29 protein-coding genes and 2 tRNA genes are annotated in these 26,907 nt (G+C 62.6%); 17 read left to right on the forward strand and 14 right to left on the reverse strand.

All coding sequences use genetic code 11. The annotated features are described in order from the left end of the window. Positions 1 to 195: 195 nt before the first annotated feature. From JI748_RS09610 to JI748_RS09660, 11 genes are all read left to right on the forward strand, one after another. Positions 196 to 1,470: an O-acetylhomoserine aminocarboxypropyltransferase/cysteine synthase family protein gene (locus JI748_RS09610; RefSeq protein ID WP_201629919.1), complete on the forward strand. Its 1,275-nt coding sequence runs from the start codon at positions 196 to 198 to the stop codon at positions 1,468 to 1,470. A 101-nt stretch (positions 1,471 to 1,571) separates the two neighbouring features. Continuing rightward, positions 1,572 to 2,597 carry an aldo/keto reductase gene (locus JI748_RS09615; RefSeq protein ID WP_201629923.1) on the forward strand — a complete coding sequence of 342 codons (1,026 nt, stop codon included), beginning with the start codon at positions 1,572 to 1,574 and terminating at the stop codon, positions 2,595 to 2,597. Positions 2,598 to 2,599: 2 nt separating this feature from the next. Beyond that, positions 2,600 to 3,376 (forward strand): SDR family NAD(P)-dependent oxidoreductase, encoded by a 777-nt coding sequence (locus tag JI748_RS09620; protein WP_201629925.1) that lies wholly within the window; start codon positions 2,600 to 2,602, stop codon positions 3,374 to 3,376. 12 nt (positions 3,377 to 3,388) lie between these two features. After that, the gene (locus JI748_RS09625) at positions 3,389 to 4,285 is read left to right on the forward strand and encodes an NAD-dependent epimerase/dehydratase family protein (protein ID WP_201629926.1); all 897 of its coding nucleotides are present in this window, start codon (positions 3,389 to 3,391) and stop codon (positions 4,283 to 4,285) included. 71 nt (positions 4,286 to 4,356) lie between these two features. After that, positions 4,357 to 5,022 carry a L,D-transpeptidase gene (locus JI748_RS09630; RefSeq protein ID WP_201629927.1) on the forward strand — a complete coding sequence of 222 codons (666 nt, stop codon included), beginning with the start codon at positions 4,357 to 4,359 and terminating at the stop codon, positions 5,020 to 5,022. A gap of 105 nt (positions 5,023 to 5,127) precedes the next feature. Continuing rightward, entirely contained in the window at positions 5,128 to 8,400 is a 3,273-nt protein-coding gene (locus JI748_RS09635) for a DEAD/DEAH box helicase (RefSeq protein WP_201629929.1), read from the forward strand. 113 nt (positions 8,401 to 8,513) lie between these two features. Beyond that, positions 8,514 to 9,227 (forward strand): imelysin family protein, encoded by a 714-nt coding sequence (locus JI748_RS09640; protein WP_233280482.1) that lies wholly within the window; start codon positions 8,514 to 8,516, stop codon positions 9,225 to 9,227. 106 nt (positions 9,228 to 9,333) lie between these two features. Continuing rightward, complete coding sequence (locus tag JI748_RS09645; RefSeq protein WP_201629931.1) at positions 9,334 to 10,095, forward strand: hypothetical protein; 762 nt, start codon at positions 9,334 to 9,336, stop codon at positions 10,093 to 10,095. Further along, on the forward strand, positions 10,092 to 10,775 hold the full coding sequence (locus JI748_RS09650) for a hypothetical protein (protein WP_201629932.1): 684 nt from the start codon (positions 10,092 to 10,094) through the stop codon (positions 10,773 to 10,775). The genes JI748_RS09645 and JI748_RS09650 overlap by 4 nt, the downstream gene beginning before the upstream one ends. A 139-nt stretch (positions 10,776 to 10,914) precedes the next feature. Beyond that, the gene (locus JI748_RS09655; protein ID WP_201629933.1) at positions 10,915 to 11,109 is read left to right on the forward strand and encodes a c-type cytochrome; all 195 of its coding nucleotides are present in this window, start codon (positions 10,915 to 10,917) and stop codon (positions 11,107 to 11,109) included. A gap of 7 nt (positions 11,110 to 11,116) precedes the next feature. Then, a complete protein-coding gene (locus JI748_RS09660) occupies positions 11,117 to 11,221 on the forward strand; it encodes a c-type cytochrome (RefSeq protein WP_201629934.1) in 105 nt (34 codons plus the stop codon). Positions 11,222 to 11,312: 91 nt separating this feature from the next. Here the strand turns inward: JI748_RS09660 and JI748_RS09665 are convergent, their stop codons facing one another. The 3 genes from JI748_RS09665 to JI748_RS09675 all read right to left on the reverse strand — a co-directional run bounded on the left by JI748_RS09665 (position 11,313) and on the right by JI748_RS09675 (position 13,213). After that, positions 11,313 to 11,969 carry a ferritin-like domain-containing protein gene (locus JI748_RS09665; protein ID WP_201629936.1) on the reverse strand — a complete coding sequence of 219 codons (657 nt, stop codon included), beginning with the start codon at positions 11,967 to 11,969 and terminating at the stop codon, positions 11,313 to 11,315. Positions 11,970 to 11,981: 12 nt separating this feature from the next. After that, positions 11,982 to 12,638: a ferritin-like domain-containing protein gene (locus tag JI748_RS09670; RefSeq protein ID WP_201637205.1), complete on the reverse strand. Its 657-nt coding sequence runs from the start codon at positions 12,636 to 12,638 to the stop codon at positions 11,982 to 11,984. Positions 12,639 to 12,898: 260 nt separating this feature from the next. Beyond that, positions 12,899 to 13,213, reverse strand: a complete 315-nt coding sequence (locus tag JI748_RS09675; protein ID WP_201629937.1) for a hypothetical protein — start codon at positions 13,211 to 13,213, stop codon at positions 12,899 to 12,901. Positions 13,214 to 13,424: 211 nt separating this feature from the next. Between JI748_RS09675 and JI748_RS09680 the strand changes: the two genes are divergently transcribed. Next, on the forward strand, positions 13,425 to 13,928 hold the full coding sequence (locus JI748_RS09680; protein ID WP_201629938.1) for an SH3 domain-containing protein: 504 nt from the start codon (positions 13,425 to 13,427) through the stop codon (positions 13,926 to 13,928). 100 nt (positions 13,929 to 14,028) lie between these two features. Here JI748_RS09680 and JI748_RS09685 read toward each other — a convergent pair whose 3' ends face one another. Then, positions 14,029 to 14,406 (reverse strand): hypothetical protein, encoded by a 378-nt coding sequence (locus JI748_RS09685; RefSeq protein ID WP_201629939.1) that lies wholly within the window; start codon positions 14,404 to 14,406, stop codon positions 14,029 to 14,031. A gap of 155 nt (positions 14,407 to 14,561) precedes the next feature. Between JI748_RS09685 and JI748_RS09690 the strand changes: the two genes are divergently transcribed. Then, the gene (locus JI748_RS09690; protein ID WP_201629940.1) at positions 14,562 to 14,825 is read left to right on the forward strand and encodes a hypothetical protein; all 264 of its coding nucleotides are present in this window, start codon (positions 14,562 to 14,564) and stop codon (positions 14,823 to 14,825) included. 75 nt (positions 14,826 to 14,900) lie between these two features. Here the strand turns inward: JI748_RS09690 and JI748_RS09695 are convergent, their stop codons facing one another. Genes JI748_RS09695 through hemP form a run of 9 tightly spaced genes read right to left on the reverse strand, consistent with a single transcriptional unit; the run spans position 14,901 to position 21,508 of the window. Then, the gene (locus JI748_RS09695; RefSeq protein WP_201629943.1) at positions 14,901 to 15,923 is read right to left on the reverse strand and encodes an energy transducer TonB family protein; all 1,023 of its coding nucleotides are present in this window, start codon (positions 15,921 to 15,923) and stop codon (positions 14,901 to 14,903) included. Then, a complete protein-coding gene (locus tag JI748_RS09700) occupies positions 15,923 to 16,372 on the reverse strand; it encodes an ExbD/TolR family protein (protein ID WP_211200721.1) in 450 nt (149 codons plus the stop codon). Before JI748_RS09700 ends, JI748_RS09695 begins: the two co-directional genes overlap by 1 nt. After that, on the reverse strand, positions 16,372 to 17,061 hold the full coding sequence (gene tolQ / locus JI748_RS09705; RefSeq protein ID WP_201629944.1) for a protein TolQ: 690 nt from the start codon (positions 17,059 to 17,061) through the stop codon (positions 16,372 to 16,374). The genes JI748_RS09700 and tolQ overlap by 1 nt, the downstream gene beginning before the upstream one ends. Positions 17,062 to 17,064: 3 nt before the next feature. Then, positions 17,065 to 17,487, reverse strand: a complete 423-nt coding sequence (locus JI748_RS09710) for a hypothetical protein (protein WP_201629945.1) — start codon at positions 17,485 to 17,487, stop codon at positions 17,065 to 17,067. Then, a complete protein-coding gene (locus JI748_RS09715; protein ID WP_201629946.1) occupies positions 17,488 to 18,306 on the reverse strand; it encodes a heme ABC transporter ATP-binding protein in 819 nt (272 codons plus the stop codon). 4 nt (positions 18,307 to 18,310) lie between these two features. After that, positions 18,311 to 19,411, reverse strand: coding sequence for a FecCD family ABC transporter permease (locus tag JI748_RS09720; RefSeq protein WP_201629948.1), 1,101 nt, complete (start codon positions 19,409 to 19,411; stop codon positions 18,311 to 18,313). An 11-nt stretch (positions 19,412 to 19,422) separates the two neighbouring features. Next, positions 19,423 to 20,298: a heme/hemin ABC transporter substrate-binding protein gene (locus JI748_RS09725; protein WP_201629950.1), complete on the reverse strand. Its 876-nt coding sequence runs from the start codon at positions 20,296 to 20,298 to the stop codon at positions 19,423 to 19,425. Continuing rightward, positions 20,298 to 21,341 carry a hemin-degrading factor gene (locus JI748_RS09730; protein WP_201629952.1) on the reverse strand — a complete coding sequence of 348 codons (1,044 nt, stop codon included), beginning with the start codon at positions 21,339 to 21,341 and terminating at the stop codon, positions 20,298 to 20,300. Before JI748_RS09730 ends, JI748_RS09725 begins: the two co-directional genes overlap by 1 nt. 17 nt (positions 21,342 to 21,358) lie before the next feature. Further along, positions 21,359 to 21,508: a hemin uptake protein HemP gene (gene hemP / locus JI748_RS09735; protein ID WP_201629954.1), complete on the reverse strand. Its 150-nt coding sequence runs from the start codon at positions 21,506 to 21,508 to the stop codon at positions 21,359 to 21,361. Positions 21,509 to 21,698: 190 nt separating this feature from the next. Between hemP and JI748_RS09740 the strand changes: the two genes are divergently transcribed. Continuing rightward, positions 21,699 to 23,852: a TonB-dependent receptor domain-containing protein gene (locus JI748_RS09740; protein ID WP_201629956.1), complete on the forward strand. Its 2,154-nt coding sequence runs from the start codon at positions 21,699 to 21,701 to the stop codon at positions 23,850 to 23,852. Positions 23,853 to 24,046: 194 nt separating this feature from the next. Here JI748_RS09740 and JI748_RS09745 read toward each other — a convergent pair. Then, positions 24,047 to 24,121 (reverse strand) — tRNA-Gln (locus tag JI748_RS09745). Between the two features lie 164 nt (positions 24,122 to 24,285). On the opposite strand from JI748_RS09745, the gene JI748_RS09750 reads away from it, so the two are divergent. From JI748_RS09750 to JI748_RS09760, 3 genes are all read left to right on the forward strand, one after another. After that, positions 24,286 to 24,362, forward strand: a tRNA-Pro gene (locus JI748_RS09750). A 127-nt stretch (positions 24,363 to 24,489) separates the two neighbouring features. Then, positions 24,490 to 25,305, forward strand: coding sequence for a DeoR/GlpR family DNA-binding transcription regulator (locus tag JI748_RS09755; RefSeq protein WP_201629957.1), 816 nt, complete (start codon positions 24,490 to 24,492; stop codon positions 25,303 to 25,305). Between the two features lie 10 nt (positions 25,306 to 25,315). Next, positions 25,316 to 26,854, forward strand: coding sequence for an ABC transporter substrate-binding protein (locus JI748_RS09760; RefSeq protein ID WP_201629958.1), 1,539 nt, complete (start codon positions 25,316 to 25,318; stop codon positions 26,852 to 26,854). Positions 26,855 to 26,907: the final 53 nt, after the last annotated feature.

Raw genomic sequence — 26,907 nt, forward strand, 5'->3', positions numbered from 1 at the left:
GCGTTTCAAAGCGAACGATCACTTAACGGCTTTGTTCCGCTGCACCGGGCTGGTTGCTTTCGCTGGTGCGCCGCCTTGGAGTGGAACACGAATTTCTTTTCTCCATGCCTCTTCGGAGAAAACCAATTCGCCAGCCGGCCCTATCCCGGCAGCGTTCGCGCGGTAACATGAGCAAGAAACAACAAGGGAGCGATCATGAAACTGGATTCCATTGCCCTCCATCACGGCTATACGTCTGAGGCGACCACCAAGGCGGCGGCTGTCCCGATCTACCAGACGACCTCCTATACGTTCGACGACACCCAGCATGGTGCCGATCTCTTCAACCTGGCCGTGCCAGGCAACATCTACACCCGCATCATGAACCCGACCACGGCGGTGCTGGAAGCACGCGTCGCCGAGATGGAAGGCGGCATAGGCGGGCTGTGCGTCGCCTCGGGCATGGCCGCAATCACTTATGCCATCCAGGCTATTGCGGGTGTCGGCGACAACATCGTCTCGGTCAGCCAGCTTTATGGCGGCACTTATAACCTCTTCATGCACTCGTTTCCGCGGCAGGGCATCGAGGTCCGCCTTGCGGACCAGGGCGATTTTGATGGGCTTGACCGGCTGATCGACGAAAACACCAAGGCCGTGTTCTGCGAATCCATCGGCAATCCCGCCGGTAATGTCGTCGATATCCCGCGCCTGGCCGAGATCGCGCACAAGCATGGCGTGCCGCTGATCGTCGACAACACGGTCGCCACGCCCTATCTCTGCCGCCCGTTCGACTTCGGTGCCGATATCGTGGTGCATGCGCTGACCAAGTATATTGGCGGCCACGGCAATTCGATCGGCGGCATTATCGTCGATAGCGGCAAGTTCGATTGGAAGGCAAACAAGGATAGCTTCAAGATCCTCAACGAGCCCGATCCGTCCTATCATGGCGTCGTCTACACCGAGGCGCTCGGGCCTGCGGCCTATATCGGGCGCTGCCGCGTCGTGCCGCTGCGAAATACCGGCGCCGCGCTTTCCCCGCACAATGCCTTCCTGTTCCTGATGGGCTTGGAAACGCTTGGCCTGCGCATGGAGCGCCACTGCCAGAACGCGGAGGCTCTGGCCAGCTGGCTCAAGAACCATCCCAAGATTTCCTGGGTCAACTACGCCGCCCTGCCCGACAGCAAGTACAATGCCACGGCCCAGAAGATCACCAAGGGCAAGGCGTCGGGTATTGTCAGCTTCGGCATCAAGGGCGGCGCGGCTGCAGGCGCGCAATTTATCGACGGGCTCCAGATGATCCTGCGCCTGGTCAATATCGGCGACGCCAAGTCGCTGGCCTGCCACCCGGCCTCCACGACCCACCGCCAGCTCGGCCCGGACGAGCTGGCCAAGGCCGGTGTTTCCGAAGACCTGGTTCGCATCTCCGTCGGCATCGAACATATCGATGACATCATTGCCGACGTGGAACAGGCGCTGGCCGGCGTGAACTGATCCGCCGTTACCCTGGCCGCACTTGACGGTGCGGCCAGCCCCTCCCCAGTTAGCAACCGCAGGCACTCCGGAGCGTTGGCGCACGATCAGGAGGATTTTCCATGCAGTATCGCAGGCTCGGCAATAGCGGGGCGGTCGTTTCGGCCTATTGCCTCGGCACCATGACGTTTGGGGACGAAGCGGACGAGGCGACGTCGTTTCGCTTGATGGACCAATATGTCGAGGCGGGCGGAAATTTCCTCGACACCGCCAATGTCTACAGCGCCGGCATCTCGGAGGAGATCGTCGGGCGCTGGCTCAAGACCAAGCAGCTGCGCGACCTGGTGATCACCACCAAGGGCCGGTTCCCCATGGGCGACGGGCCCAACCACGTCGGCCTTTCCCGCAAGAACCTGCGCGAAGCGCTCGATGCGTCGCTGAAGCGTCTTGGGGTCGAGCATATCGATCTCTACCAGATGCACGCCTACGACGCGCTGACGCCGCTCGATGAAACACTGCGCTTTCTCGATGACGCGATTGCGAGCGGCAAGATAGGCTATTACGGCTTTTCGAACTTTCTGGGCTGGCAGCTGACCAAGGCGGTGTGGACGGCCAAGGCACAGGGCTACCAGCCGCCGGTGACGCTGCAGCCGCAGTACAATCTGCTGGTGCGGGACATCGAGCACGAGGTCGTGCCAGCAGCGCTCGACGCCGATGTGGGTCTCTTGCCGTGGTCGCCGTTGGGTGGCGGCTGGCTTAGCGGCAAGTACAAGCGGGACCAGATGCCGACCGGCGCCACGCGTCTGGGCGAGAACCCCAAGCGCGGCATGGAGGCGTTCGAAAAGCGCAACAACAATGCGGCGACTTGGGAGGTCATTGGCGCGGTGCAGGATCTATCCGAAGCCCGCGGCGCCAGCATGGCGCAAGTGGCGCTTGCCTGGGTCGCGGCGCAGCCTGCCGTCACTTCGGTGATCCTGGGCGCGCGAACAACGGAACAGCTTGCGGACAATCTTGGTGCGGCGTCGCTGACGTTGAGCCAGGATGAACTCTCCGAGCTCAGCGCCGTCAGCAAGCCGCAGATGGCTGACTATCCTTATGGCGAGGGCGGTATCAAACAGCGCCATCGCAAGCTTGAGGGCGGACGATAGATATGGCTGAACTTGTTATTCCCGACCTTGCCGGCAAGGTCGTGCTGATCACCGGCGCATCGACTGGTATCGGGGCGGCTTTGGCACAGGCTTTTGCCGCGCAGGGCGCCAAGGTGGGCGTGCACTACAATTCCAGCGCGGATGCTGCCGAGCAGGTGGCGGCTTCGATCCGCGATTCTGGCGGCGAGGCGGTGACCATCCGGGCCGATGCCAACCAATCGTCGGCGATGAAGCAGGCCGTGGAGGACACCGTTGCGGCCTTCGGGCGGCTCGATGGCCTGATCAACAATGCCGGCGGCATGGTCGCCCGCGTCACCTATGCCGATATGAGCGACGAGCATTATGATGCGGTGATGGACCTCAATGGCCGCTCGGTGCTGGCGGCAACGGCGGCGGCCGTGCCGCATCTGAAGCAGGCGGGCGATGGCTTCGTTATCAATACGACGTCGATCGCGGCCCGGAACGGGGCCAGCAATGGGGCGGGCATCTATGGCTCGTCCAAAGCCTTCATCGCCAATGTAACGCGCGGAATGGCCAAGGAGCTCATCGCTTTCGGCATCCGCGTCAACGCGGTGGCGCCGGGCGTGATCAGCACGCCATTCCATGAGCGCTATTCGACCGACGAGCAGCTCAAAGCCGCGCTCGCCACGATCCCGCAGGGTCGCCTCGGGACGGTCGAGGACGTGGTCGGGACCTATCTGTTTTTGGCGTCGAAGGCGCTATCCGGGTACATCATTGGCCAAGAGATCGAGGTCAATGGCGGCCAGTTGATGCCCTAAGAGGAAGAATTCATGAGCAAACGCATCGTTTTCACCGGCGGCAGCGGCAAGGCCGGGCAGCACGCTGTCGCCTATCTCGTGGCGCAGGGGCACGAGGTGTTCAACCTCGATCTCAAGCCGCTCGAGATGGAAGGCGTCAACACGCTGATCACCGACCTGACCGATAGCGGTCAGGTGTTCAATGCGCTTTCGATGCATTTCGGTTTCGGTGGCTTTGCCACAGGGAGTGGTCCCAAGCCGATCGATGCGGTGGTGCATTTTGCGGCAGTCCCGCGCGTGCTGATCCAGCCGGACAACGAGACATTCAAGGCCAATGTGGTCTCGACCTATAATGTCATCGAGGCGGCGACCAAGCTTGGCATTCGCAAGATCGTCATTGCCTCGAGCGAGACGACCTATGGGGTGTGCTTTGCCGAGGGCGACAAGGACTTTCACGCCTTTCCGCTCGAAGAGGATTACGACAGCGACCCGATGGACAGCTATGGGCTCTCCAAGGTGGTCAACGAAAAAACGGCGCGAGCCTTCGCCCTGCGCTACGGCGCCGACATCTATGCCTTGCGCATCGGCAATGTGATCTCGCCGGAAGACTATGCGAACTTCCCGGCTTTCCTGGCCGATCCGCCATCGCGCAAGCGCAATGCGTGGAGCTATATCGACGCGCGCGACTTGGGGCAGATCGTCGATCTTTGCGTCGGCAAGGACGGACTGGGGTTCCAGGTGTTCAACGCCACCAATGACGAGATCACCGCCTACGAGCCGACGGAAGCGTTCTTGCGCAAGTGGGCGCCAGGCTCGCCGATCACAAGGCCCATGGGCGAATGGGAGGCGCCGCTCTCCAACCGCAAGGCGCGCGAAGTGCTGGGGTTTCAGGAAAACCACAGCTGGCGAAATTACGTCAAAGCCCCGTAACGCAGAGGATTGCCAAACCGTCTATCGCGGATCAATGTCCCGCCATTGAATGCGCCGGGGAGTGAGCCGCGATGATTGCAGAGGGTAAGCAGGCTGTTGGGCTCAACAGAAGATCCTTTCTGGTGGGCCTCGCCGCTGTCGGAGCCTTGGGCTTGGCCGGATGCGCGACCACCGGCGGCGGCATGAGCGATGCGGACGCAGCACGCATCTACGGCCCGCTGCCCAATGAGCGCTTCCCCATTCCTGCGGTCAATCTCAGCAAGCTTGATCCGAAGTATCGGCGGCAGCGAGTGCGCTACGACTCCAAGGAAGCGGTTGGGACGATCATCGTCGATCCGCGCAACTATTATGTCTACCGCATCGAGGGTGACGGCTACGCAACGCGCTATGGCGCCAATGTCGGACGCGCGGGCTTCTTGTGGAGCGGCGAGGCTTATATCGGCCGCAAGGCGGAATGGCCGATCTGGACACCGCCCAAGGAGATGATCGCGCGCCAGCCGGAAGCGGCACCCTATGCCAATGGCATGGCACCGGGCCTCAACAATCCGCTCGGCGCGCGCACGCTCTACCTCTACCAGGACGGCGTTTATACGCTTTTCACGATCTACAGCACGATCATGCCGGAAACGATCGGACGCGGCGTCACCAGCGGCTGCGTGGGGCTGCTGACGCAGGACATGCTCGACCTTTATGACAAGACACCGGTCAACACCAAGGTCATCGTCATCAAGGCCTAAGCGCCTGATCCTGGTTGCGGATCGCGATCGTGCGGCGGCAAGCAACCAATGTGCTGAGTTACCGATTTGGGTGAGGCTTCTTCCTCTCCCAACCATTCGGACGCAATGACCAGCAAGCAATCGAGCACTCCTGCACCGGCGCGCATGGAGCCTGTCGGCCTGCCCTCGCAAGACATCAGGAGTGCCCAGCAAAGCGAGCAGCCGCCTTCGGCAGGCGTTGCGTTTCGGCTGTTGCAGACCTTGCGTGACGAGGCGGATGGCTGGATCTATCTCACCACAAGCGAACGCCGGGCGGAGGAGACAGCACGCGCTCTGGCAAGCTTCCTCCCGCGCCGAACGGTTCTGCATCTGCCGGCCTGGGATTGCCTCCCCTATGATCGGGCACCGGCAAGCAGAGAAATCATGGGCAAGCGCTTGCGCACGCTCCGGGAGTGTCTCGAGGCAGAGATCGCTCCCATCCTGGTGCTGTCGGCCGAAGCCGCTGTTCAGAAACTACCGCCCACCGGCATTGTGAGAGAAACCGTTTTTTCCCTCGCCACCGGCGAAAAGCTCGATCGCGAGGCGCTTGAGCGCTTTGCCCACCAGACTGGCTATGCCGTCGATGACCGGGTCGATGAACCGGGCGAGATCGCCTTCTATGGCAATGTGGTCGACATCTTTCCGGCCGATGCCGAAGACCCGGTGCGCATCACCGACATAGATGGGGTCATCCAGGCCATCATGCGTTACGATCCGCGCACACAACGCACATCGGACGAGTTGGAAAGCCTCAACCTGGGCCCCGCCTCCGAGGTGATCAAGGCTTTGGAAGATCGCCAGCCCGGCCAGGAGCACCGGCTCTCCGAGCACTATGAAGACCTCGCCAGCGTCTTTGACTACCTGCCCAAGGCAAAGATGGTGTTTGCCGGTCCGGTCAGCGAACGCCTGACCCGCGTCCTGGAACAGATCACCGAAGCGCATGCCTCGGCAGACCAGTTCGGCGACATGCACCCGGTCAGCGTGACCGGGCTCTACCTCGACGAGAAAGGCTGGAAGGCGCAGACAGGAAAGCGCGAGCCGCTTGAAGCTGACCTCTCCGATCTTGCCCCCATGCAGGCCTTTTCAGCCGAGCGTTTTTCAGGTCGTGCGCTGGCAAAATACATCCGCGAGCACGAGTCGGAGCCGGTCGTGCTGTGCGGCAGCGAGGCTGAACGCAAGAGACTGCTCGCCATTCTCAAGCGCAGCGCGCTTGAAGCGACCGAGATGCCGGACACGCTTGCCGAACTTGGCGCAGAACCAGGATTGTGGCTGGCCGGCATGGATCTTGATGCCGGGTTTGTGGATACCCAGAGCGGGCTTTCGGTCATCGCCGCCACCGATGTCCTGGGCAGCCGCCTCCATGTCGAGCAGGTGGATCTTCAAACCCTTATTGCGCCGCTCGAACTGCGGGTCGGCGATGTTGTCGTCCATGAAGAACACGGCGTCGGCATTCTGCGGGATCTCGCCCAGGTCAAGACCGGCGACGTTGAGGAAGACACGATCCAGCTCGAGTATCAGGGCGAGACCAAGGTGATGGTCCCGGTGACCGACTTCGGCAAGCTCTGGCGCTATGGCGCAGAAGCGGACGCGGTAACGCTGGACCGGCTCAACACAGATGCCTGGGACAAGAAGCGCGCCTCGGTCAGCCTCGAAATCGAGGAAGCCGCTCAGCACCTTGCCGAGCTGGCAAAGCAGAGGCTGGCTGCGACGGCGGAGCCGCTGAAGCCACCGAAGAAAGACTTCGACCTTCTTGCTCAGCGCTTCCCCTATGTCGAAACCGCCGATCAAACCGCAGCCATCAAGGCGGTGCTCGACGATCTCGCTTCCGGGCACCCAATGAACCGGCTGATCTGCGGCGATGTCGGGTTCGGCAAGACTGAGATCGCTTTGCGCGCGGCGGCCGCGGCAGCCCTGGCCGGCCGGCAGGTGGCCATGATCGCGCCGACAACCGTGCTGGTGCGCCAGCACCTTGAAAGCTTCGAGCGCCGCTTCGCCGGTACGGATATCAAGGTCGGCACGCTCTCCCGGCTCAACAGCGCCGCTGAAGCGACCGCAACCAGGGACGCCCTGCGGAACGGCAACATCCGCATCGTGGTCGCTACCCATGCCATCGCCGGCAAGGACGTCGAATTGCCCGAGCTCGGCCTCGTCATCATCGACGAGGAGCAGCGCTTTGGCGCCAAGCTCAAGCGGCAGCTGCAGGACATGGCTGCCAATGTGCATCTGCTTTCCATGACGGCAACGCCGATCCCTCGGTCGCTCCAGGCGGCCATGGTGGGTCTTCAGGACGTCAGCATCCTTGCAACGCCCCCTGCCCGCCGTCGGCCAATCCGCACCTTTGTCGCCCCTTTCGACGCCGCCACTGCTCGCACTGCCCTGCTGCGCGAGATGCGGCGCGGCGGACAAAGCTTTGTCGTTGTTCCGCGCATCGAGGACATCGAACACGTTCAGGCAGAGCTCACGCGGATCGTGCCCGACCTTGAAGTTACCGTGGCCCACGGCGGGCTCAAGCCGCAGGAGATCGACGAGGCGCTGATGGGCTTCGCCAATGGCCGGGGCCATGTGCTGCTTGCCACCAATATCATCGAAAGCGGCCTCGATGTGCCCCGAGCCAACACCATGCTGGTCTGGCGCGCCGACCGCTTTGGCCTGTCGCAATTGCACCAGTTGCGCGGGCGTGTCGGACGGGGGCGCAGCCAGGGCGTGGCCTACCTGTTCCTTGATCCCGAACAGGAGGTCGCCGAAAATACAAGGGCTCGGCTTTCGACGCTCGAAGCCTTCGACCGGCTCGGTTCGGGGTTCCAGATCAGTGCCCGCGATCTTGAACTGCGCGGGGCCGGTGACCTTTTGGGTGAAGACCAGGCCGGCCATGTGCACCTGATCGGCTCTGCGCTCTACCAGCAGTTGCTTGAACGCGCCCTCGCCCAGGCCAAGAACGAGAAGGCCGAAAACATAAGGCCCGCAGAACTCAACATCGGCAGCCTGGGCAGCATTCCGCCGGACTACGTGCCCGAAGCGGTGGTGCGCATCAACCTTTACGCCCGCCTCCAGCGCATCACCAAATCCGACGACCTCGACGCATTCGCCGAAGAGCTGGAAGACCGTTTCGGACCGCTGCCGGAAGCCACCGAGCAGTTGATCGCCGTCTCCCGCCTTGCCATCGCTGCCGGCACGATCGGCATCGACCGCATCGACGCAGGACCCCTGGGAATCGCGCTGACCGCGGCGCGAGACTTCGATCCGGTACAGATCGCCAAGAACCTAGCCTCAGAGTCCAAGATCAAGGAAAGGCGCATCATCGTCGAACGCAAAGCGGACCTGACGGCAACGGCGCAGCTGAGCCAGCTGCTGAGGACATAAGAGCTCGCCGAAAGCATGAAGCAATCCAGCGCCTCGTCCGGGCGCCAGACGAAGCCTCGCGTCTGTTTGCCGATGACGCGTCAAGGACTAAGGCCTAAAGCTGTTGGGCGGCGGTGCTTGCCAACCGGGCACCGGCCTGCTTTGTCTGGGCGCTTGCGGAACACTTTTGGACACGGAGTGGCTCTTGGCCCGCCCCAGCACACCAGCGCCTGGCCTTTTCAGCACCGGCGACGTTGCAGCGGCGTGCAACTCAGCCTAGGCAAGCGGGGCTTTCCGCCGCACGACGAAGGAGTACCGCAAGGCAGCGACCCGGTGAGCCTTGCCTTCTTCAGTCTATCGCTGGCCATCCGGAACGCTTTCGACCGCATCGCGGCGGCGCGCGCACAGCAGCGTTCAGCCGGCTAGCGGGTGAACGGTGCCTTCGACGCGCACCTCTGCACGCGTACCCTGACCCAGGGGTTCTCCACCCGCCACATCGAGTCCCGGCCAACAAGGGGTTTCAGCCGTCGCCCTTCAGCGACACCTCGGAGCAGGACAACCAGCTCTCGTTTGCCGGGGCGCGCGACGTCTATTTCGGGACCGGGCTCGACCAGCTCGTCCAGGTCACCGATGCAGCGCTCGCTGTAAAGATCGTGACGGGGTTCGATCAGGCCGAAGCGGCGCTTGCGTCCATGGATGGGCCATATGCGCGCTTCCTTGCGCCGGCAAGCGACAGCAATGAGCGCGCCACCGGAGAGGCTGCGGCGCGTGCCCTGACCGACCTCGCACGCGACCTGCGTCAAGCCGCCAACCAGCTGGGCCTGCTGGTGGTCGTGCCGGGCATGTAGCCCACCAACTAAGTTTCGGCCGGCAGGCCAAGGCTCTGCCGGGGAAAAACACGGGACTGGGCAAGGCGAGCTTGCCTCTGCCAGGCTTCAACATGAGGGACTTTCAATGCTTTCTCGCAGCATCATCGTTCTCGGCGCGGCCCTGATGGTCTCGACCGCGATGGCTCAGGACATCACCAGCTCGGTCGACTACACGACCGACCAGGCCAACGACTTCCGCGGCCTCGCCTATGCCGCCGACGGCAAGATCTATGTGTCGGGCCATGCCGGCAATCCGAGCGCCGAAACCGATCCGCAGTCCCATGTCGTGGTTGGCCGCTTCAACGCTGACGGCACGCCGGACACGAGCTTTGGCGAAGACGGAATGGTTGATGTGGACCTGCCGGGCGGCACCATCGAGCAGTCGCTCGCCGTGGCGCCGCTCGCCAATGGCGACGTGGTTGCCGCCATCAACGCCACCGAGGAAGACGGCGGCATCTCGGTTTACCTGGTGCGCTTCGATAGCACGGGCAAGCAGATCACCGGCGATGCCTGGGGCGGCGAAACCGGTGCCCTCGAGGTGGTGTTCGGCTGGGCCAACAGCAACAATGACAGTTTCCCCGGCGTCGAAAACCCGCCGCAGGGTACCGCTTGGGACCTCAAGGTCGACAATTCGAGCGGCGAAGAAAAGCTCGTGGTTGCCGGCCATGGCTCGGCTGCCGAAGGGTCGGGCCGCACCGATGCCGACCGCTATGTGGTGCGTTTGCTTGCCAGCGACGGCTCGGTCGATCCCTCGTTCAATGGCGGCACCCCTTCACTTATCAGTCGGCACAGACCTTCAACGAAGGTGGCCGCCGCGTTACCATCGGCGAAGACGGCTCGATCATGAGCGCCGGCTACACCAATCTCGGCGAAACCCTGCGCAACCACATCATCCTGATCCATCTCAACGAAGACGGCTCGCTCGATGAGGATTTCGGTGGCTTCGTGTCGCCCCAGTCTTCGGCCGATGCCGTTGGCCTTGTCGCGACGCCCGGCGTTGCCGTGTTCAACCCGCTCGTTGCCGATGGCGGCTTTGCCGAAGGTTATGCCGCCGTGCAGCTGTCGGACGGCAGCTGGGTCACGACCGGCTATGGTGGCGCCACTGCCGAGGCGACCCCCTCGACCCTGGGCTTCAAGACCACCGAAGCGCCGGACCTGGTCAGCTTCCGCGTCCATGGCAAGGAGCTCGACACCAGCTGGGGCAGCAACGGATCTGCCGTGGTCCAGTCCGAAGGCCTGTCCGGCCTTGCTTCCGCCGAGGAACGCGGCCGCCTGCTGGTGGCCCTGCCCAACGACCGCACGCTCCATGTTGGCTATTTTGGCGGCATTCCGTCGGTCGTGGTGCTCGACAGCAAGGGCCAGCTCGACACCAGCGTCAGCGAAGATGGCATCCTGGCCCTGCCCAATGACACGGTCAGCGCGCAGTTCTTTGGTGCCGCCGTGTCGCCTGATGGCCAGCATGTGGCGCTGACCACCAACAACAACGAAGGTGGCGCGCGCCTCGTCGTGCTCGACCTCGTCGAGTAATCCCTTCTGTCACAGCCATCGGCGGGCAGTCTCCCTGGCTGCCCGCCGTCTCGTTTGCAACAGGTTTCCCAAGTGACCAGTTACCTGCCGGCCATCTTTGCCTTTGCCGCCCTGGCACTGTCCGTCGCCTTCCTGCCGATTGGGGGCGGAAGCGCAGGCACCGGCCGCCGAGCCAGTATCGGCCGAGCTGCTTTCGCAGGGAGAAGCGCTGTTCGCCGGCAATTGCAAGAGCTGCCATGGCAGCACGGGCGGCGGCTTTGTCGGTCCCAAGCTCGTGGGCAACCAGCGCCTTGCCAATGCCGAGTTCGTGCTGCGCCAGATCACCAAGGGTTAGCGCCGACATGCCCGCATTCGGCAAGCGGCTAAGCGAAGCAGAGATCGAAGCGGTCGGCACCTTTATCCGCAACAGCTGGGGCAACAGCTTCGGCCCCTTTCCGGCGCCTTAAGCCGCGACGTCCAGCCACCCACGTCTGAGCGATACAATTTGGTGAGCCGCCGCGCCTTAAAGGCCAAGCGCGGCGGCAGGATAACAATGCCCTATGCGAGGAACGGAGTCGCTGCGGCCAGCACGGCACTCTTGCTCATCGGCTTGTCAAAGGCGCTGTCCCAGCCGAATTTAAGCCCGATCCGGCGTACTTCGGAGGCGTGACGAGCTTCGACCGAGTGGATTTGGAGAGCGACCGTCAGGATGTTCTTGGAACCCATCAGATTGCCCGCCTGGCCCTTGTATGCTGCGACGCCGAGGTCTTCGAAAGTCTGGCTGAGGAGCCGGAAGGTTTCAAAGTTTTCGAAGACGTCCGCATATTTGCCGCCGGCGGTGAAGTCCACGGCAGGAGCGGCAACGGCCGCGGAGCCCAGGACCGACTTCAAGAGCTTGACGTGTGCGTCTTCGTGATCGCCGATGGTGCGGAACACGGCACGATATTGGCTCGGCACGACGCCGGACTTGTTGCCCTGGTCGTAGAAGGCGGCCTCTAGATATTCGAGCGTCAGCGCGAAATTGAGGACATCGACGACCTGGCTCGGCAGCGACTGGCCGAATGCCTGGTTGGACGCGAGGGCCAGTACCAGCGGCGCGCTGGCGACGATGCCGCCCATCTTGGCATAGCGCGAAAACATCTCGCGACGGCCAAGCGCAATACGATCGACGACTTCGGGCTCGATGGTGGAGAGGATGGAATTTTCAGTGGTCATGTCAAACTCTCCTTATGGCAGGGTTGCAGCAGTGACGGGCGTTGCGATGAACGGTCCGGCGGCCTTGAGCACGGTGGACGGGAACAGCGCCTTGTCGAGACCCTTGCGGTCCACTTCGCCACGGCCGACGGCTTCGGCGCTGAACGGGCGCAAGAGATCGGAGATTGCAGCAGCGTGGCGGGCTTCGACCGATACGATCGAGCCGGCAGCGACAAGGTAATCCGGGTTGGAAATCAGCTGGCCGGCGCCGTTATAGGCGGCAACGCCAAGGTTTTCGAAGACTTCGGCAGTGCCGAGGACGCTGGCGCGCGAAGCGAAGTTGACCGCCGAGAAATCAACTTCCAGCGCTGGTATGGCCTGGCGGCCGAGGGCACCTTTCAGGAAATCGCGGTGGGCGATTTCGTGGTCGCGAATCTGGGTCAGGATGCGCTGGTCATTGACCTGCATTTCACCGAACGGGTTGTCCAGCACGGTGGTGTAGAACGCCGCTTCGAGCTGCTCGAGCGCATAGGCGTAATTGAGGACGCCGATATCGCCATCCCCAAGCTCGGCGGAAAGGGCGGCAGTGATGCCGAAATTGGGGAGCAAGGCGCCGGCCACTGCGACGGTTCCGGCAGCGCCGGTCCATTTTAGCAGGTGACGCCGGGATAGGCGGGAAGTGCTGTCCATTTATTGTTTCTCCGGGTGGGCAGGTTCAATCCGAGCACGCAACCGACAGGAGCTACGGCAGCAGGGACGAATGAGTTTCGGAGGAGGAAAGACGGGCAACAAAGCCGCCGCGCTGCAGCGCGAAGCACCTCGGCAGGACGTCGAGTGCTTTAGACGAGGAACGGCGTAGCTGCAGTCAGCACTTCTTCTTTCGTCATCGGTACTTCGAAAGCGCCATCCCGGCTCTTCGTGTCACCAATTTTGCGTGCAGTCAGCGCCCATCAGAGACCGAGGCGCTTCACCGCTGCAACTGCAGTTGGATGCCCACCGGCGGCGCGGCTGCGAAGGATATTCGCAAAAGGCTCGAAGCTGATGCCAGCACTCTGCGCCAGGGCATAGGCTCGGTCGTAATCGACCTCGACGCATGGCTCACCAAAGAATGTGCCGTGAAAGTAAGTACCGATGGCGATCTGCGTTTCGGCGCCACCCTTTGCAGCGTTCGCGATGATGGAAGCGCAACTCATGCCGGCCGCTTCCTGGCTGTGTGCGGTTGAGATAGCGAGCGTCATCAGGAGAACGGCGAATAGTGGGCGCATCTAGTGGCTCCGTCCGGAAGGTCCTCGACAGTGCTACGGCATAGCGGGTGATGCAAGCCGCTCCCGATGCCTTCGGCACTGCACCGGGCACGCGAAAACAGCCTCTTGTCTGTCAGCTTCCCAACACTGCGGTTCAGGCCGGGTTCATCCTGGAAAGCGCCTTATGGGGTCAACGGACCAAGACTGGTCCAACCCGAGTGAGGAAGCTGAAATGCAGATCAAGAAAAACGTCATCAAGGCAACAATCGCCGGTGCTGTGATGCTGGCTTCGGCTGGCGCCGCTTTTGCTGCGCAGGCAACTGCCACCACGACCGTCAACGTCCGTTCCGGTCCGGGAGGCGGGTACGGCATCGTCGATAGCCTCCGCCGTGGTGATCGCGTCGAGGTTCAGGAATGCCAGGCGGGCTGGTGCTATGTTCAAAAGCGCGGTCCGGACGGGTGGGTGTCATCCCGATACCTTCAGCTCCGCGGAAATGGCAGCGGCGGCAACTACGGCGGCGGTTACAACGCAAACCCGAGTTTCAGCTTCGAGTTCAACTTTGGTGACGCGCCTGCTCCTCGTCCTCAGCCCCCGCGTCCTCCGCGCCCAGACTATGGTGGCTGGAACGGGAATGGCGGTTGGAACGGCGGCCATCATGGTGGCGGCAGGGACAATGACTGGGATCGTGGCGGTTGGGACAACGGCCCGCGCGGCGGTCGCGACTGGAACAACTAAGCAGTGGTGAGCTGAAGCGAGAAAGCGGCCTGGGTCAATCAGAGCCGCTTTTTCATGCCGGCCCGGTTGAATCCAGATTGTCGAGGCTTGCCGATCCTCGCTAAAGCCGCGTCTTGCTAAGCCAATCTTCCAAAAAGCGCCCCAGCATGACGGCTTCATCCGGGTGCAAAGCGTTCGTTTCCGCGAAGGCTGACCTTTGAACGGATGCGTCCTGGTGAACCTCCTGACCCTTTTGGGTCGTCACCAGGCCAACAACCATGCCCTCTCCATTGGTGCCCTCGGATAGGCTGTGATAGCGAACGAGGCCTTCTGCGCTCATCCAGACCAAGGCTTCGGTGAAGGCTTTGTCGAAATCGGTGAAGTCGTCGAATGTTGAGGCGAAGACCACCCAGATCTGTTCCGAAGACAGGGTCAAGGGCCCCTCGGCGTTTGCAGCCACATGCAACAGATAACCGCGTAGAGCGTCGCGTTTCGACATTTAGGTGTTCCCAAATCTTGCTCGTCAGCAGCATGCACCGAAGCCTCGTCAAAGAGCAAACGGCGAGGATGTCGGACCGCAGACGGAACAAGTGATCTCGGTGCGTGCAACTTAAATTAATCTGCTGCTTTCCCCGTACCTGAAAGGGGGATGCAATGGCAGAGTTTGAACGGCTGATGCACGGCGCGCGGACCCCTTGGGATGCTGTGGTTGTGGAGGTTACTCAGATCTTCGGACGCAGCGTGGCGGACGTAGCAGCCGTGGATCACATCGCGTGCTTACCGGTTCCAGTTCGTCAAGCCCTGGATGAAGCAGAGGTTTTGCGAGACAAGCTGGGGCTCAAGCGCATCGTGGTGCGCATAGGCGACGAGAACCTTTGGAACCCCGCATGGGGTAAGCTCGTCGAGCCGGTGCGCTAGTCGCACTCGATCTAGCGGTCTGCCAAGCCCGAAGCCCGGCCGGCGGCAAGTTGCAGAAGGTGCAGGAAGTGCCCTCTAACCGCCAAAAGCTAGGGGCACGTCAAAGGTCCAGCTGTTGCGGGCTGCTGCGGCGGGGATCGGCGGGAATGGCGCGGCGCGCTGCACCAGGGCCGTACCTGCCGCATCGACTGAGGGATTGCCGGAGCTGCGCGCGACGCTGACGCCTTGCAGATCACCCCCTGCCCCGACCGTAAAACGCACGATCATCTCGCCCCGATCGCCGCCACGGCGCATGGCGTTGCGCAGTTTGCCGATCACCTGGCTCGGATAGCGCGCGACTTCTGCCTCGCCACCATTGCCATTATTGGACTGGAGCGGCTGGGCGCCACCGGCCGACGCAGAACTGTCGGCCTGGCTGTTTCCGCCATTACCGGCCGTCTGCGGCGCTGCGGGCTTGGGCGGCTGCGACTTGGCTTCTCGTGGCGTTTCGCGCGGAACCTCTCGCGGTTTCGGCTGGTCCGGCGGGCGCTGTGATACCGGGGTCGGCATCGCGGGTGGAGTAACCAGGGTCTGGGTTTCTACCGGTTCAAGGCTTTGCGGCGGCGTGGACGAAGCAAGACTTGCTACTTCGAGGGCATCCTGAGGCGCCACTTGCACGGGGGTCACCGGCTGGATCGACAACGCGCTTTCCGCCGTAGTGCTGAGTTCAACGGCATCGATAGGCTCGGCTTCGATCGGCTCGACCGTCGAAGCTTGTTCTGGCGCGACGCTTTGCTCCTCGACTGGCTCCAAGAGCTCCTGCGCCAGCGGCTCGACCGGTTCAGCTTCTTGTGGCTCCACCTGTTCCGTCATCGGATCGAGGGTTTCGGGCGGCGTCTCTTCGATTGTCTCCTGGCCACCGGCTGAAAGGCTCGACACGGTGTTGTTGGCGGTCAGAACTTCGGTGGCATTGCTGGCGACCGTGGAGAGCGGGATGATGTTGACCGTCACGGGTGCAGGCGCCGCGGCGTCGTCGGCTTTTGGCCAGACAAACCCAACAAAGAGCAGAGACACGGCCCCGGCATGCACCAGCGCCGACCCGGGCAGAGCCAAACGCATTAATTGCTCTCTTTGCGGTCGGTAATGAGACCGATCTGGCTGTAACCAGCAGCCGACAGTGCGCCCATCACCTCCATGATCGCACCGTAAGCGGCGGTCGCATCGCCACGCACATAAAGCCGCTCGTCGGTGCCGTCGACGGCGAGCGCATTGACCGAGGTGACCAGCGCCTCCAGGCCGACGGGGTCGCCATCTATGGAAAGGGCGCCATCGGGTGCCACAGTGACGGTGATCGGCTTGCGCTCAATGGGCATGGCCTGCGCATCGGTCTTGGGCAGAGTGATCGGCACACCCATGGTCATCAGGGGCGCTGCGACCATGAAGACGATCAACAGCACCAGCATGACGTCGACCATGGGAGTGACGTTGATCTCACTGATCGGCGGCGCCCCGGTGCGGCCGCGGCCGCGCCCGTTCCTTGCGCCTCCCGGCATTGCCCCCATGCCCATCAGACGGCCCTGCCGCTATCGAGCTGGCGCGACAACAGCGCCGAGAGCCGGTCGGCAAAGGCGCCCAGCCGGAAGGTCAGCTTGCCGGCGTCGGCGCTCAGCTTGTTATAGGCGATCACCGCGGGAATGGCGGCAAGAAGGCCAAGTGCGGTGGCGAGCAGCGCTTCGGCAATGCCCGGTGCCACGACGGCAAGGCTCGTGTTTTCGGCAGTGGCGATAGCGGTAAAGGCATTCATGATGCCCCAAACGGTGCCGAACAGTCCGATGAACGGGCCCGCGCTGCCGACGGTCGCAAGAATCCCTAGCCGCTTTTCCAGCGCCGAGGCCTGTTCGGACACGGCAAGATCGAGCGCGATCTCCAGCCGTCCCTTGAGGCCCTCGGGCGTCGCAGCATGGGCGGCGTGGCTGCGGTCCCATTCGTCGAGCCCGGCGCCCAGGACGGCGGCCAGCCCACCCTCATGGTTGCCTCCAAAACGCTGGTGCAGTTCTTCAAGCGACTGGCCTTGCGCGAAGGCGCGGTCGAACTCGCCCATCTGCTTTCTGGCGCGGGCGAAGGCTGCGGTGCGGTTGGCAATAATGGCCCAGCACCAGACCGAAGCCAGAAGCAGCCCGATCATGATGGATTTGACCACCCAGTCGGCCTGCATGAAGAGACCGAGGATAGAAAAGTCGTGTGCTGCCGTTTCCATGTTCTAAACCCCGAAGTCGATGTCGGTGCGCGAACTTGTGGTGAGACCGGTCAGGCAGGTGGCGGCATCGAGACCTTCGCCGTCACAGGCAGTAATGTCGTTGATCAGCACGCGGCCGAGATTGGCGCAGTCGAGCCCGGCGAGCTCGAACTGCAGCACCTTGGTCTTGCCGGGGCTCAGTGCCTTGAAATCGAGGGTGACGATGCGATCGATCGCACCACCGCCGTCGAACAGCGCGGTTTCGACCGATGCACGATCGAGGTTCGTGTCAAAGCCGTTGACCGCAAGAAAGGTGACGCGACACCCGGCATCTGCCGGCTGGACGGCATTGAGCTCGATCGAGAGACCCGCTTGCGCAGCCTCCTGGGCCTGGACTGGGAGAAAGCTGGTCGCAGCGGCGACGGCAAGAGCGAAAAGAGGGCGCATTCAGGCTACCTGGGCAGGAGAAAGTTGGGACAGTTCCGCCGATTGCGGCAGGACGAAAGGTTGGCCGGCACGTGGCGTCACGCCGACGCGAAGCGGGGCGTCAAACACGGTGCGGATGGTGGCGTCGGTCAAGACCGCCGCCGGCGTGCCACTGGCAACGAGCCGGCCGCCGGAGAGGGCGATGATGGTGTCGGCATACATCGAGGCCAGGTTGAGATCGTGCAGCACGGCGATGACGCCGCCACCGGCATCGGCAAAGCGGCGCGCCACATCCATGACGATCAGCTGGTGCTTGACGTCGAGGCTCGATACCGGCTCGTCCAGGAACAAAAAGCGCGGAATGCCGTCGAGCACCGGCTGCCAGACCTGGCAGAGGACGCGCGCCAGCTGCACGCGCTGCTGCTCGCCGCCCGAGAGATCGCCGTAATAGCGGGCCCCGAAGCCGGAGAGGTCGACGGCCTGGAGCGCCCGCTCCGGCAGGGTGCGCAAGCTCTCACCCACAGGGCCGGGACGGCCGGCGGTGATGCCCATGGCGACCACCTCGCGGACGGTGAAGGGAAACGGCAATGTGCTCGATTGCGGCAGCACGGCGCGGATCGCGGCTGCTTCCAGGCTGCTCATGTTCTGCAGATCGCGCCCGTCGAAGCGCACGCTGCCTGAATAGGCATGGTCGCGGCACATGGCTTTCAGCAGGGTGGATTTGCCCGAGCCATTGGGGCCGATAATGGCGGTGAAACTGCCATCTCGTGCCGCGAAGCTGATGCCGGACAAGATCGTGCGGCCGTTAAGGGTCACGCCCAGTTGGTCGATTTCGATCATGGCGTTACCACGCAAAGGCGGCGCGGCGCCGCAGCAGGATCCAGAGGAAAAACGGGCCGCCAAAGGCCGCGGTAACGATGCCGATCGGCAGCTCGGCCGGGGCGACGATGGTGCGGCTCAAGGCGTCAGCCAGCAGCAGAAAGCTTGCGCCCAGAAGCGCTGTCGCCGGGAGGAGGAAGCGGTGATCGGGCCCGATCACGAGACGCAAGAGGTGGGGCACGACGATGCCGACGAAGCCGATGCCGCCGCTGACCGCCACCGATGCGCCGGTTGCTGCTGCCACTGCGAGGATGGTGATGCGCTTGAAGCGCTGCACCGGCACGCCCAGATGGGCCGCCGTGGCCTCGCCCAGGGTCAAGGCGTTAAGACCCTTGGCGAGAAAAGATGAGGCGACCAGGGCCAGGACGATAATGGGGCCGGCGGCCAGGATCTTGATCCAGGTGGCGCCGGCCAGCGAGCCCATGCCCCAGAATGTGAGGTCACGCAGTTGGGCGTCGCTCGCAACATAAACCAGCACGCCGGAGATGGCGCCGGCCAGCGCGCCGAGCGCAATACCGGCAAGCAGCATGGTGGCCACCGCGGTCTGTCCGCCGCGCGTCGCGACGCGATAGAGAATGGCCGTCGTCAGCAGCCCGCCCAGAAACGCTGCAGCCGGCAAGGTGAAGATGCCGAATACTTGGGTCAGCGGTGCAAAGATCGTAGTGCCGAGGACGATGACGCTGACCGCCCCCAGCGCCGAGCCGCTCGACACCCCGACCAGCCCCGGATCGGCCAGCGGATTGCGGAACAGCCCCTGCATCAAAAGACCCGAAACCGCGAGCCCGGCGCCGATCAGCATGCCCAGGAGCATGCGCGGCAGGCGAATATTGATGACCACGGCATGGTCGCGCATCAGCTGGGCGGCATCGCCACTGCCAAAGCCCAGCCAATGGCCGAACAGCGACCAGGCCGAGGCCCCGGAGGCGCCCGTGGTCATGGACAAGGCCATGGCCACGAGCAGCACGAAAACCAGCACGACGATGGACAGGCGGCCAAGATGAGAGCGGTCTCCGGCGGCGCGCGCCGGTGCTTTTCCCGCAAGTGCCTCTGTGATTTCGGCCACCATCGCCCTGCCCCTCAGTGTTCGCCGTAGATCAGGCCGGACAGCTCGGTGGCCGCATCTGCGGTGCGCGGGCCGAAGCCCAGGAGATAGGCACCATCGAGACGGTAGATCGCCTTGTTCTGGCCAGCAGGGGTCAAGGCGATCGCCGGGTGTTCGAGCAATTCGCTATCGGAAGCGCCATGGTCGCCGCCCCGGTCCATCATGACGATGACGTCGGGCGCCGCCTCGGTGATCGCTTCTTCGGACAGCGCCTTGTAGCCGGGATATTCGGTGACGGCGTTGACGGCGCCGGCGAGGGCAATGATGCCATCGGCTGCGGTGCCAGTGCCCGAAGCCTGAATCTGCCCGCCTTGGTTGGAGAGGATGAACAGAACGCGCTTGGGCTCGGTGATGGCGGCGTTATGGTCCTTGAGGGCGGCAAATTCGGTTTCGAGTTCAGCGGCCAGGGTTTCGGCCTTGTCGGCAACGCCCAGCACTTCACCGACGGCGCGCACCTTGGCGACGACACCTTCGGCCGAATAGCTTTCGGGCACGGTCTGGTAGGCGACGCCGGCATGGGAAAGGACGTCGAGCGCATCCGGCGGGCCGCTGCCTTCGAGCACCAGCAGCGCCGTGGGGCTGACCGAAAGCACGCCTTCAGGCGCCAGCTGGCGCATATAGCCGACGTCGGGCAGCGCATTAACGGCTTCGGGATAGGTGGCGGTCTGGTCGCGTGCGACCAGACGACCCTCTTCACCCAAGGCATAGATGATTTCGGTCAACGAACCGCCAATAGATACAAGCCGCGACGTATCGGCAAAAGCGGTCAGCTCCTGCGCGGACGCGGCATGGGGAAGCGAGAAGACGGCGGCGAGCGCCAGGGGGGCGAGGAAAAAGCGCATGGGTCTCATCAGGCAGCGTTGGAGGTGGAATGGAGCGGCAGCGTTTCGACAAGGCTCCGCCATGCCGTGCGTTCATCGGTGCCCTCCTGGCGCTGGCCGAAGAACTGGATGATCAGCTCGCGATTGGCGTCATAGAGTTCGACCGAGGTCACATGGCCACCGGCGGTCGGCTTGCGCACGGCCCAGGCATTGACCACCTGGTCGAGCCGCAGGTGGAGATGGAAGGTCTCATCCATGACATTGAGCCAGGGACCCATTGGCGCGACCTTGGTGATCGGGCCGGCATGGATCTGAATGCAGGCATTGTTGCCGACAAAGACCATGATCGGCAGCTGATCGGCAGCGGACTGGTCGAACATGGTTTTGATGGCGGCGTGGTCGAGCTGCCAGGCATAATCCTCACCCACCATCTCCAGCGCATCGAGGCGGGGAAGGTTGAGCTTGCGCAGCATGGGGAAGAACTGGTGCGTGTCGGTCATCGCCGCCCAGCTTTCGCGCAGCGCGGCAAGGCTGGCCGGCTCGCCCAGCGCCTCGACCGGCGCCGGTTCCGCAACGGTCAAAGTATCGGTCTGCTCGGGATGGCGCAGGTTTTCGACCAGCAAGGCCCAGGCCTCGAGGTCGGTCGCCGGACGTGCATGCACCTTGTGCGCAGCCATGCCCTGGGCATCGAAAAACTGCAGCGAGCGGCGAACGCTGCCGTCATCATTGGCCTTTTCCACGGCATAGCCATGAGCCCAGCGCTTGGGGAAGATGCGGAGGTCGATCTGCTCACCCAAGACCATCGAGGCCATCGGCCCGATCACGACCTTCTCGTAAGGTCCGATCTTTTCGTGCACAGCGCTTTCGTTGCGCGTCAGTGCCATCACCTCGCCTACGGCGGTCAGGCCATTTAGCAGGACTTCGACGTTGGGCTTGAGACGGATCACCGTGCGTCCCACGTCGGCTGCGACCAGTTCGGCTTCGGAGATGGAATGGATGCGCGCAAAATCGCGCTCACGCATTTCCGGGTGCTTGGCCCGCAGGTCGCGGATGTCTTGAGGGGTTTTGCGCATGATGGATCAGGTGACGCCTATTTGGTGAGAATGAGCTTGTCGTTGCGGGTCACCCGCAACCGGTAAGGCACGCCGGCATGCCAGACGATGACTTCTGTCGCCCCCTGAAACAGGTCTTCCGCAGGGATAGAGCGCGGCTGTGCATGGTCGTTTCGGGAGTCGGACATAAGACAGGAGGCAGCTTTTTAGCGTTTGATGACAATGGCTTGCTGAACTGCGGCTTTTTCGACGCCGTGTTTCAGAAAACTTGACTCCAATAGCCATGTTATGTAGCAGACGCAATAGGTGATTTACGTTGTCACCTTTAGCCAGCCAGCCGACGCCAGCCAGCCAACTCAAAAACAATTGGAGACTAAAATGGGGCTGGTTAGGTCGCGTCGCGCTGCACTCATGTGCGGCGTAGCGCTTGGAATGGTTGTGGCGCAGGGGGCTGCGGCACAGCAAAACGTCAATGCGACGAACATAACGCTGCTCGAGCGTCTGGTGATCGGCCTCGGCATGCCCAAGGTCGCGATCGACACGCCGCAGGCGGTGACGGTGGTCAATCAGGCCGATATCGACCAGATCCAGGCAACGACCACGGGCGAGATTTTCAAGAGCGTTCCCGGTGTCACCATTGTCGGCAGCGAGCGCCAGTTCGGTGAAGCTTTCAACATCCGCGGCATCGGCACGACCGAGAACTCGTCAGACGGCAGCCGCGTTGTCGTTAATGTCGACGGCACGCCCAAGTTCAACGAGCAGTACCGCATGGGCTCGTTCTTCTCCGACCCCGAGCTTTACAAGCAGGTCGAAGTGCTGCGCGGACCAGCGTCCTCGACGCTCTATGGCGCCGGTGCTCTGGGCGGGGTCATCAACTTCACCACCAAGGACGCGTCCGACTTTATCAAGGACGGCTATACCGGCGCGCTCAACGTCAAGACCGGCTTCTCCAGCAATGGCCTGGGCACGCTGACCTCGGCGGTTTTGGCGCAGCAGATCAGCGATACGTTCGAAGTTCTAGCCGCCGGCAACTGGCGCCGCCAGGAAGACCTGACCCAGGCCAAGGGCACGACGCTTCCGGGTTCGGGCTTTGACACGCTCTCCGGCCTGATCAAGGGTACCGCCCTCATCGGCGAACAAAAGCTCACCGCCTCCTACCAGCACTGGACCAGTGACGCCAAAGACCAGGCCTATGCCCAGACCAGCACGCAGGCCGCTTTCGGCGTGACTGATCGCGCTGTGCTCGACCAGACGGCCGTGCTGCGCTGGGAGAACCCGGCCACAGACAATCCCTGGGTGGATCTCAATGTCCAGCTGAGCTATTCCAACACCACCAACAACCAGACCAATCACCGCTATGCGCTTGGCGCACCGCGCACCGTGATCGGTTCCAATCTTCCAAACTTGGGGGTCGTCACGCCTGATGGACAGTTGGGCATCCTGCTGGACACCACGTATGGTTACAAGACTTGGCAGCTACAAGCCGATAACACCGTGGAATGGATCGGCGAAGACTTTGAGAACTACTTCACGTTCGGCGCACAGGGCTCGACCCAGGATCGCACCGCGGTGCGGCCGGGAACGTCGATCACCCTACCTGCCCACCCACAGGGAACGGAAAACAAGCTCGGCATTTTTGCGCAGAACGAGTTCGTTTGGAACGACAAGCTGACGCTGATCGCCGGCGCACGCAGTGACAGCCATTGGGTAACATCCACGAATGGTTTTGCCAGCGCTGCCGACACCGCCTTTTCCCCCAAGCTTTCAGCACTTTATCAGATCGACGATACCTTTGGCGTCTTCGGCTCTGTGGCGCATACCGAACGCCTACCCACGATCGACGAGCTCTACTCAGTTGCCCTACCTTCTGCTCGCAGTGCCGCAAAGACCACTAGCCTTAACCTGCGTAAGGAACAGGCCAATACGGTCGAAGGCGGCTTGACAATCTCGACTCAAGACCTCTTCAGCTCGGGCGATGTGGCCAGCGTCAAGACCACCGCGTTTTATAGCGACCTCACCGATCTTATCGTCTCCAACACCGCACTCCCTGCCGTGCCGGTCACCTATTACGGCAATGTGGGAAAGGCGCGTATCTATGGCCTAGAGATCGAAGGCGCTTATGACAACGAGTGGATGTACGCCAATCTCGCCTACTCCGCGACGATCGGCGACAATCTCGTCACCAACACGCCACTCACCACCGTGCCGCAGAGCAAGGTCGTAGCGACGCTTGGCTTCAAGCATGAAGAGTTCGGTCTCAACTATGGGGCGCGTGTGACCTTGGCTGACCTTGGCCGTTATTTTGTTCCTGCGGCCACACCACAGGGTCAAACCGCCGACGGTCCGGCCGAGGCCGTCGGCACGCTCGATCTTTTCGCCAGCTGGAAGCCGCAGACCGGCCCCCTCGCCGGCACGCAGATCCAGGGCGGGATCGACAATGTCTTCAATGCCGACTACCGCGAGAACCTCTCCTCGGATCGCTCCACCGGCCGAACCTTCAAGATCAGCCTATCCAAGCAGTTCGACTACTAGCGTGCAAAGCGGCCTTCCCACGAGGGTCGCCAAGCACAGGCCGTAAACCCTTCGGAGCGGACGCGTCCAACGACCCGTCCGCTTCTTTTTCCGCGGCTCAACTGCTGCGTCACTGCGAATCCGCGTTTCAGCTCGGCGCGCCCAAGGGGCGCAAAGGCCGGAAACGCTCTGGCAACGTCCGGGAGCGGCATTTCTGGCTGGGGTGCTAGGATTCGAACCTAGGAATGCCGGTACCAAAAACCGGTGCCTTACCACTTGGCGACACCCCAACTGGCGCGGTTCCTACACGGTTTGTTTTGCCTTCGCAACACGGCCTGACTGCTCCACGAAAAGGTTGTGACAGCGCTTGAACCGGGCCCGGACCGCAGCTATAAAGCCGCCACATCGCGACCGCGCCGGCCAACCCCGCGCTCCCCGAATGTCGCATGCCTGACGGAGTATAGCGCAGCCTGGTAGCGCACCTGCTTCGGGAGCAGGGGGTCGAGTGTTCGAATCACTCTACTCCGACCAATCAACCCCGGTCTCGCAAGAGGCCGGGGTTTTTGCTTGGGCGGTTTGCCAGGCGCATCGCCCTATGTTCATCTGAACATCAGCGAACTGTCATTGAGCTTTCACATGAGGCCCTTACTTGGGCTGCATGACCGATGAGACACTCACCCTTCGCCAGATCGCCATAGCCGACCTTCTGCGGGAAGAACGCTATCTGCCGATCAGCGACCTGGCTAACCGGTTTACCGTCACGACGCAGACCATCCGGCGGGACGCGGCGGTTCTGTGTGATTTGGGCCTGGCGCGGCGCCTGCACAAAGGCATCAAGGCCATGGATTTTCCCGGCACGGAAAATCTCGCCTATGCCAAGCGCAGCATGCTCAATGCCATCGCAAAACGGGACATTGCCGAGCTTGTTGCCGAGCTCGTTCCCGTAGACCAGGATGTGTCGGTGTCACTGGGCATCGGCACGACGCCCGAACAGATCGCCGTCGCGCTGGCCCGGCGCGAGCGGCTGATGGTCGCCACCAACAATCTCAATGTCGCCTTCGCGCTCAGCGGCAAGCCCAATATCCGCGTGCATGTGAGCGGCGGCCAGATGCGTCCGCTGGACCGTGATTTCGTCGGCATCGAGCCGATCGGCTTTTTTTCGCAGTACCGCGTCGATTTCGGCATCACCGGGGTCGGTGGCATCGATGAGAACGGCGACTTCTACGATTTCAGCGCCGAGGAAGTGGCGATCCGCCAGGCGATCCTGGGCAATTGCCGGCAGCGCGTCGTCGTTGCCGATACCTCCAAGTTCGGCCGCTCCGCCCCGGTGCGTGGCGGCTCCCTAGACTCGGTGGACATTCTGGTCACCGATCTGCCACCCCCGCCAAGCGTCCAGGCGGCGGCCCGGCAGGTAGGCGTGCGTCTGGTTTATCGCCAGAAGCGCAATCTCAACCTCCTCCCCAGCAAGGACTAGCTAAACCATCATGACCATTCTCAAATCACTTGGCGGCCTTGCCGCTGGGGTGGCTGTTGTCGCCCTTATGGCTGGCGCAACGCTTGCCCAGGATCGCCCCACATTGCGCATTGCGGTGCAGTCCAATCCGCCGACCGCCGAGGTCATCGATGCCGAAAGCAATGTCGGCTATCGCTCCAACTATTCGATCCACGATACGCTGATCCAGTTCAATTATGCCGGCGACATGTCGCTGCAGCCGCACCTGGCGACCAGCTGGGAATGGATCGACCCGACGACGCTTGAAGTGAAACTGCGCGAAGGCGTGATCTTCCACGACGGCCGCGAGATGACCTCCGAAGATGTCGTCTTCTCCTTCGGCCCCGAACGCCTAACCGGCGAGGAAGCCCCCGGCAAGCCGATGGTGCGCCGCTATTGGGTGAGCCTTGAGGGCGTCGAGGCGGTCGACAAGTATACCGTCCGCTTCACCACGACTTACGAAGATCCCATCTTCCTGCAGCGCCTCACCGCCTGGACATCGCAGATCATCTCCAAGCAGGCCTATCTCGAAGCGGAAAGCTACGATGCCTGGCGCATCAAGCCGGTGGGTGCAGGTCCCTTCAAGGTCGACCACATCACGCCCAATGATGAAACGGTGTTCGTCGCCCATGACCAGTATTGGGGCGGCAAGCCGAATGCGGAAAAGGTGATCTTCACGGTTGTGCCGGAAGTATCCTCGCGCGTCGCCGGGCTTTTGGCCGGCGATTACGACATCGCGACCGATCTGCCACCAGACCAACTCGATGCCGTGGAGGCCGGTGACGGCGTTTCGGTGGTCGGCGGCCCGGTCAACAACAACCGCATCATCTTCTTCGACAAGACCAATCCGGTTCTTGAAAATCCGCTGGTGCGCCAGGCCATCAGCGTCGCCATCGATCGCCAACTGATCGTCGACACCATCTGGGGCGGACGCACGCAGGTGCCCAATGGCCTGCAGTATGATTTCTTCGGCGACATGTATCTCGAGGACTTCCCGGCCTACGAATATAACCCGGAAAAGGCCAAGCAATTGCTGGCCGAAGCGGGCTATGACGGCACCGAAATCAGCTTCCGCAGCAACAACAATTACTACACCGCCGAACTTGCCACGAGCCAGGCCCTGGTCGCTATGTGGCAGGCAGTGGGGCTCAATGTCGTGCTTGAAGTGGGCGTCGACAACTTCACCCGAGAGGATGGCCGCGCCTTCGGCAACTGGTCCAACTCCGCACTTCTTCCCGATCCGCTGTTCTCGCTGTGGAGCCAGCACGGCCCGGCAAGCGTCCAGGCTTCTCTGGGCATCTGGAGCAATGACGAGTTCTACGCCCTGGGCGAAAAGCTCGAGCGCTCCACCGCGCTCGAAGATCGCCGCGACGCCTTCCGCGCCATGCTCGACATCAACGAGTGGACCGATCCGGGCGTGCTGACCCTGCACCAGAACGCTGTCTTTTACGGCATCTCCGATGAGGTCGACTGGAACCCCTACGTGTTCCTCTACATGGACCTCGGTCCCGACCGCCTGAAGTTCAACTGATCCTATCCCTGAAACTTGGCTCCGGCGGTTCGCTGCCGGAGCGCTTTGACGAG

The organism is Devosia rhizoryzae, assembly GCF_016698665.1.
GTDB classification, from domain to species: Bacteria; Pseudomonadota; Alphaproteobacteria; order Rhizobiales; family Devosiaceae; genus Devosia; species Devosia rhizoryzae.

Coding starts and splice junctions, on each gene's coding strand:
- JI748_RS09610 (WP_201629919.1), top strand. CDS start 196: ATGAAACTGGATTCCATTGCCCTCCATCACGGCTATACGTCTGAGGCG.
- JI748_RS09615 (WP_201629923.1), top strand. CDS start 1,572: ATGCAGTATCGCAGGCTCGGCAATAGCGGGGCGGTCGTTTCGGCCTAT.
- JI748_RS09620 (WP_201629925.1), top strand. CDS start 2,600: ATGGCTGAACTTGTTATTCCCGACCTTGCCGGCAAGGTCGTGCTGATC.
- JI748_RS09625 (WP_201629926.1), top strand. CDS start 3,389: ATGAGCAAACGCATCGTTTTCACCGGCGGCAGCGGCAAGGCCGGGCAG.
- JI748_RS09630 (WP_201629927.1), top strand. CDS start 4,357: ATGATTGCAGAGGGTAAGCAGGCTGTTGGGCTCAACAGAAGATCCTTT.
- JI748_RS09635 (WP_201629929.1), top strand. CDS start 5,128: ATGACCAGCAAGCAATCGAGCACTCCTGCACCGGCGCGCATGGAGCCT.
- JI748_RS09645 (WP_201629931.1), top strand. CDS start 9,334: ATGCTTTCTCGCAGCATCATCGTTCTCGGCGCGGCCCTGATGGTCTCG.
- JI748_RS09650 (WP_201629932.1), top strand. CDS start 10,092: ATGAGCGCCGGCTACACCAATCTCGGCGAAACCCTGCGCAACCACATC.
- JI748_RS09660 (WP_201629934.1), top strand. CDS start 11,117: ATGCCCGCATTCGGCAAGCGGCTAAGCGAAGCAGAGATCGAAGCGGTC.
- JI748_RS09665 (WP_201629936.1), bottom strand. CDS start 11,969: ATGACCACTGAAAATTCCATCCTCTCCACCATCGAGCCCGAAGTCGTC.
- JI748_RS09670 (WP_201637205.1), bottom strand. CDS start 12,638: ATGGACAGCACTTCCCGCCTATCCCGGCGTCACCTGCTAAAATGGACC.
- JI748_RS09675 (WP_201629937.1), bottom strand. CDS start 13,213: ATGCGCCCACTATTCGCCGTTCTCCTGATGACGCTCGCTATCTCAACC.
- JI748_RS09680 (WP_201629938.1), top strand. CDS start 13,425: ATGCAGATCAAGAAAAACGTCATCAAGGCAACAATCGCCGGTGCTGTG.
- JI748_RS09685 (WP_201629939.1), bottom strand. CDS start 14,406: ATGTCGAAACGCGACGCTCTACGCGGTTATCTGTTGCATGTGGCTGCA.
- JI748_RS09690 (WP_201629940.1), top strand. CDS start 14,562: ATGGCAGAGTTTGAACGGCTGATGCACGGCGCGCGGACCCCTTGGGAT.
- JI748_RS09695 (WP_201629943.1), bottom strand. CDS start 15,923: ATGCGTTTGGCTCTGCCCGGGTCGGCGCTGGTGCATGCCGGGGCCGTG.
- JI748_RS09700 (WP_211200721.1), bottom strand. CDS start 16,372: ATGGGCATGGGGGCAATGCCGGGAGGCGCAAGGAACGGGCGCGGCCGC.
- tolQ (WP_201629944.1), bottom strand. CDS start 17,061: ATGGAAACGGCAGCACACGACTTTTCTATCCTCGGTCTCTTCATGCAG.
- JI748_RS09710 (WP_201629945.1), bottom strand. CDS start 17,487: ATGCGCCCTCTTTTCGCTCTTGCCGTCGCCGCTGCGACCAGCTTTCTC.
- JI748_RS09715 (WP_201629946.1), bottom strand. CDS start 18,306: ATGATCGAAATCGACCAACTGGGCGTGACCCTTAACGGCCGCACGATC.
- JI748_RS09720 (WP_201629948.1), bottom strand. CDS start 19,411: ATGGTGGCCGAAATCACAGAGGCACTTGCGGGAAAAGCACCGGCGCGC.
- JI748_RS09725 (WP_201629950.1), bottom strand. CDS start 20,298: ATGAGACCCATGCGCTTTTTCCTCGCCCCCCTGGCGCTCGCCGCCGTC.
- JI748_RS09730 (WP_201629952.1), bottom strand. CDS start 21,341: ATGCGCAAAACCCCTCAAGACATCCGCGACCTGCGGGCCAAGCACCCG.
- hemP (WP_201629954.1), bottom strand. CDS start 21,508: ATGTCCGACTCCCGAAACGACCATGCACAGCCGCGCTCTATCCCTGCG.
- JI748_RS09740 (WP_201629956.1), top strand. CDS start 21,699: ATGGGGCTGGTTAGGTCGCGTCGCGCTGCACTCATGTGCGGCGTAGCG.
- JI748_RS09755 (WP_201629957.1), top strand. CDS start 24,490: ATGACCGATGAGACACTCACCCTTCGCCAGATCGCCATAGCCGACCTT.
- JI748_RS09760 (WP_201629958.1), top strand. CDS start 25,316: ATGACCATTCTCAAATCACTTGGCGGCCTTGCCGCTGGGGTGGCTGTT.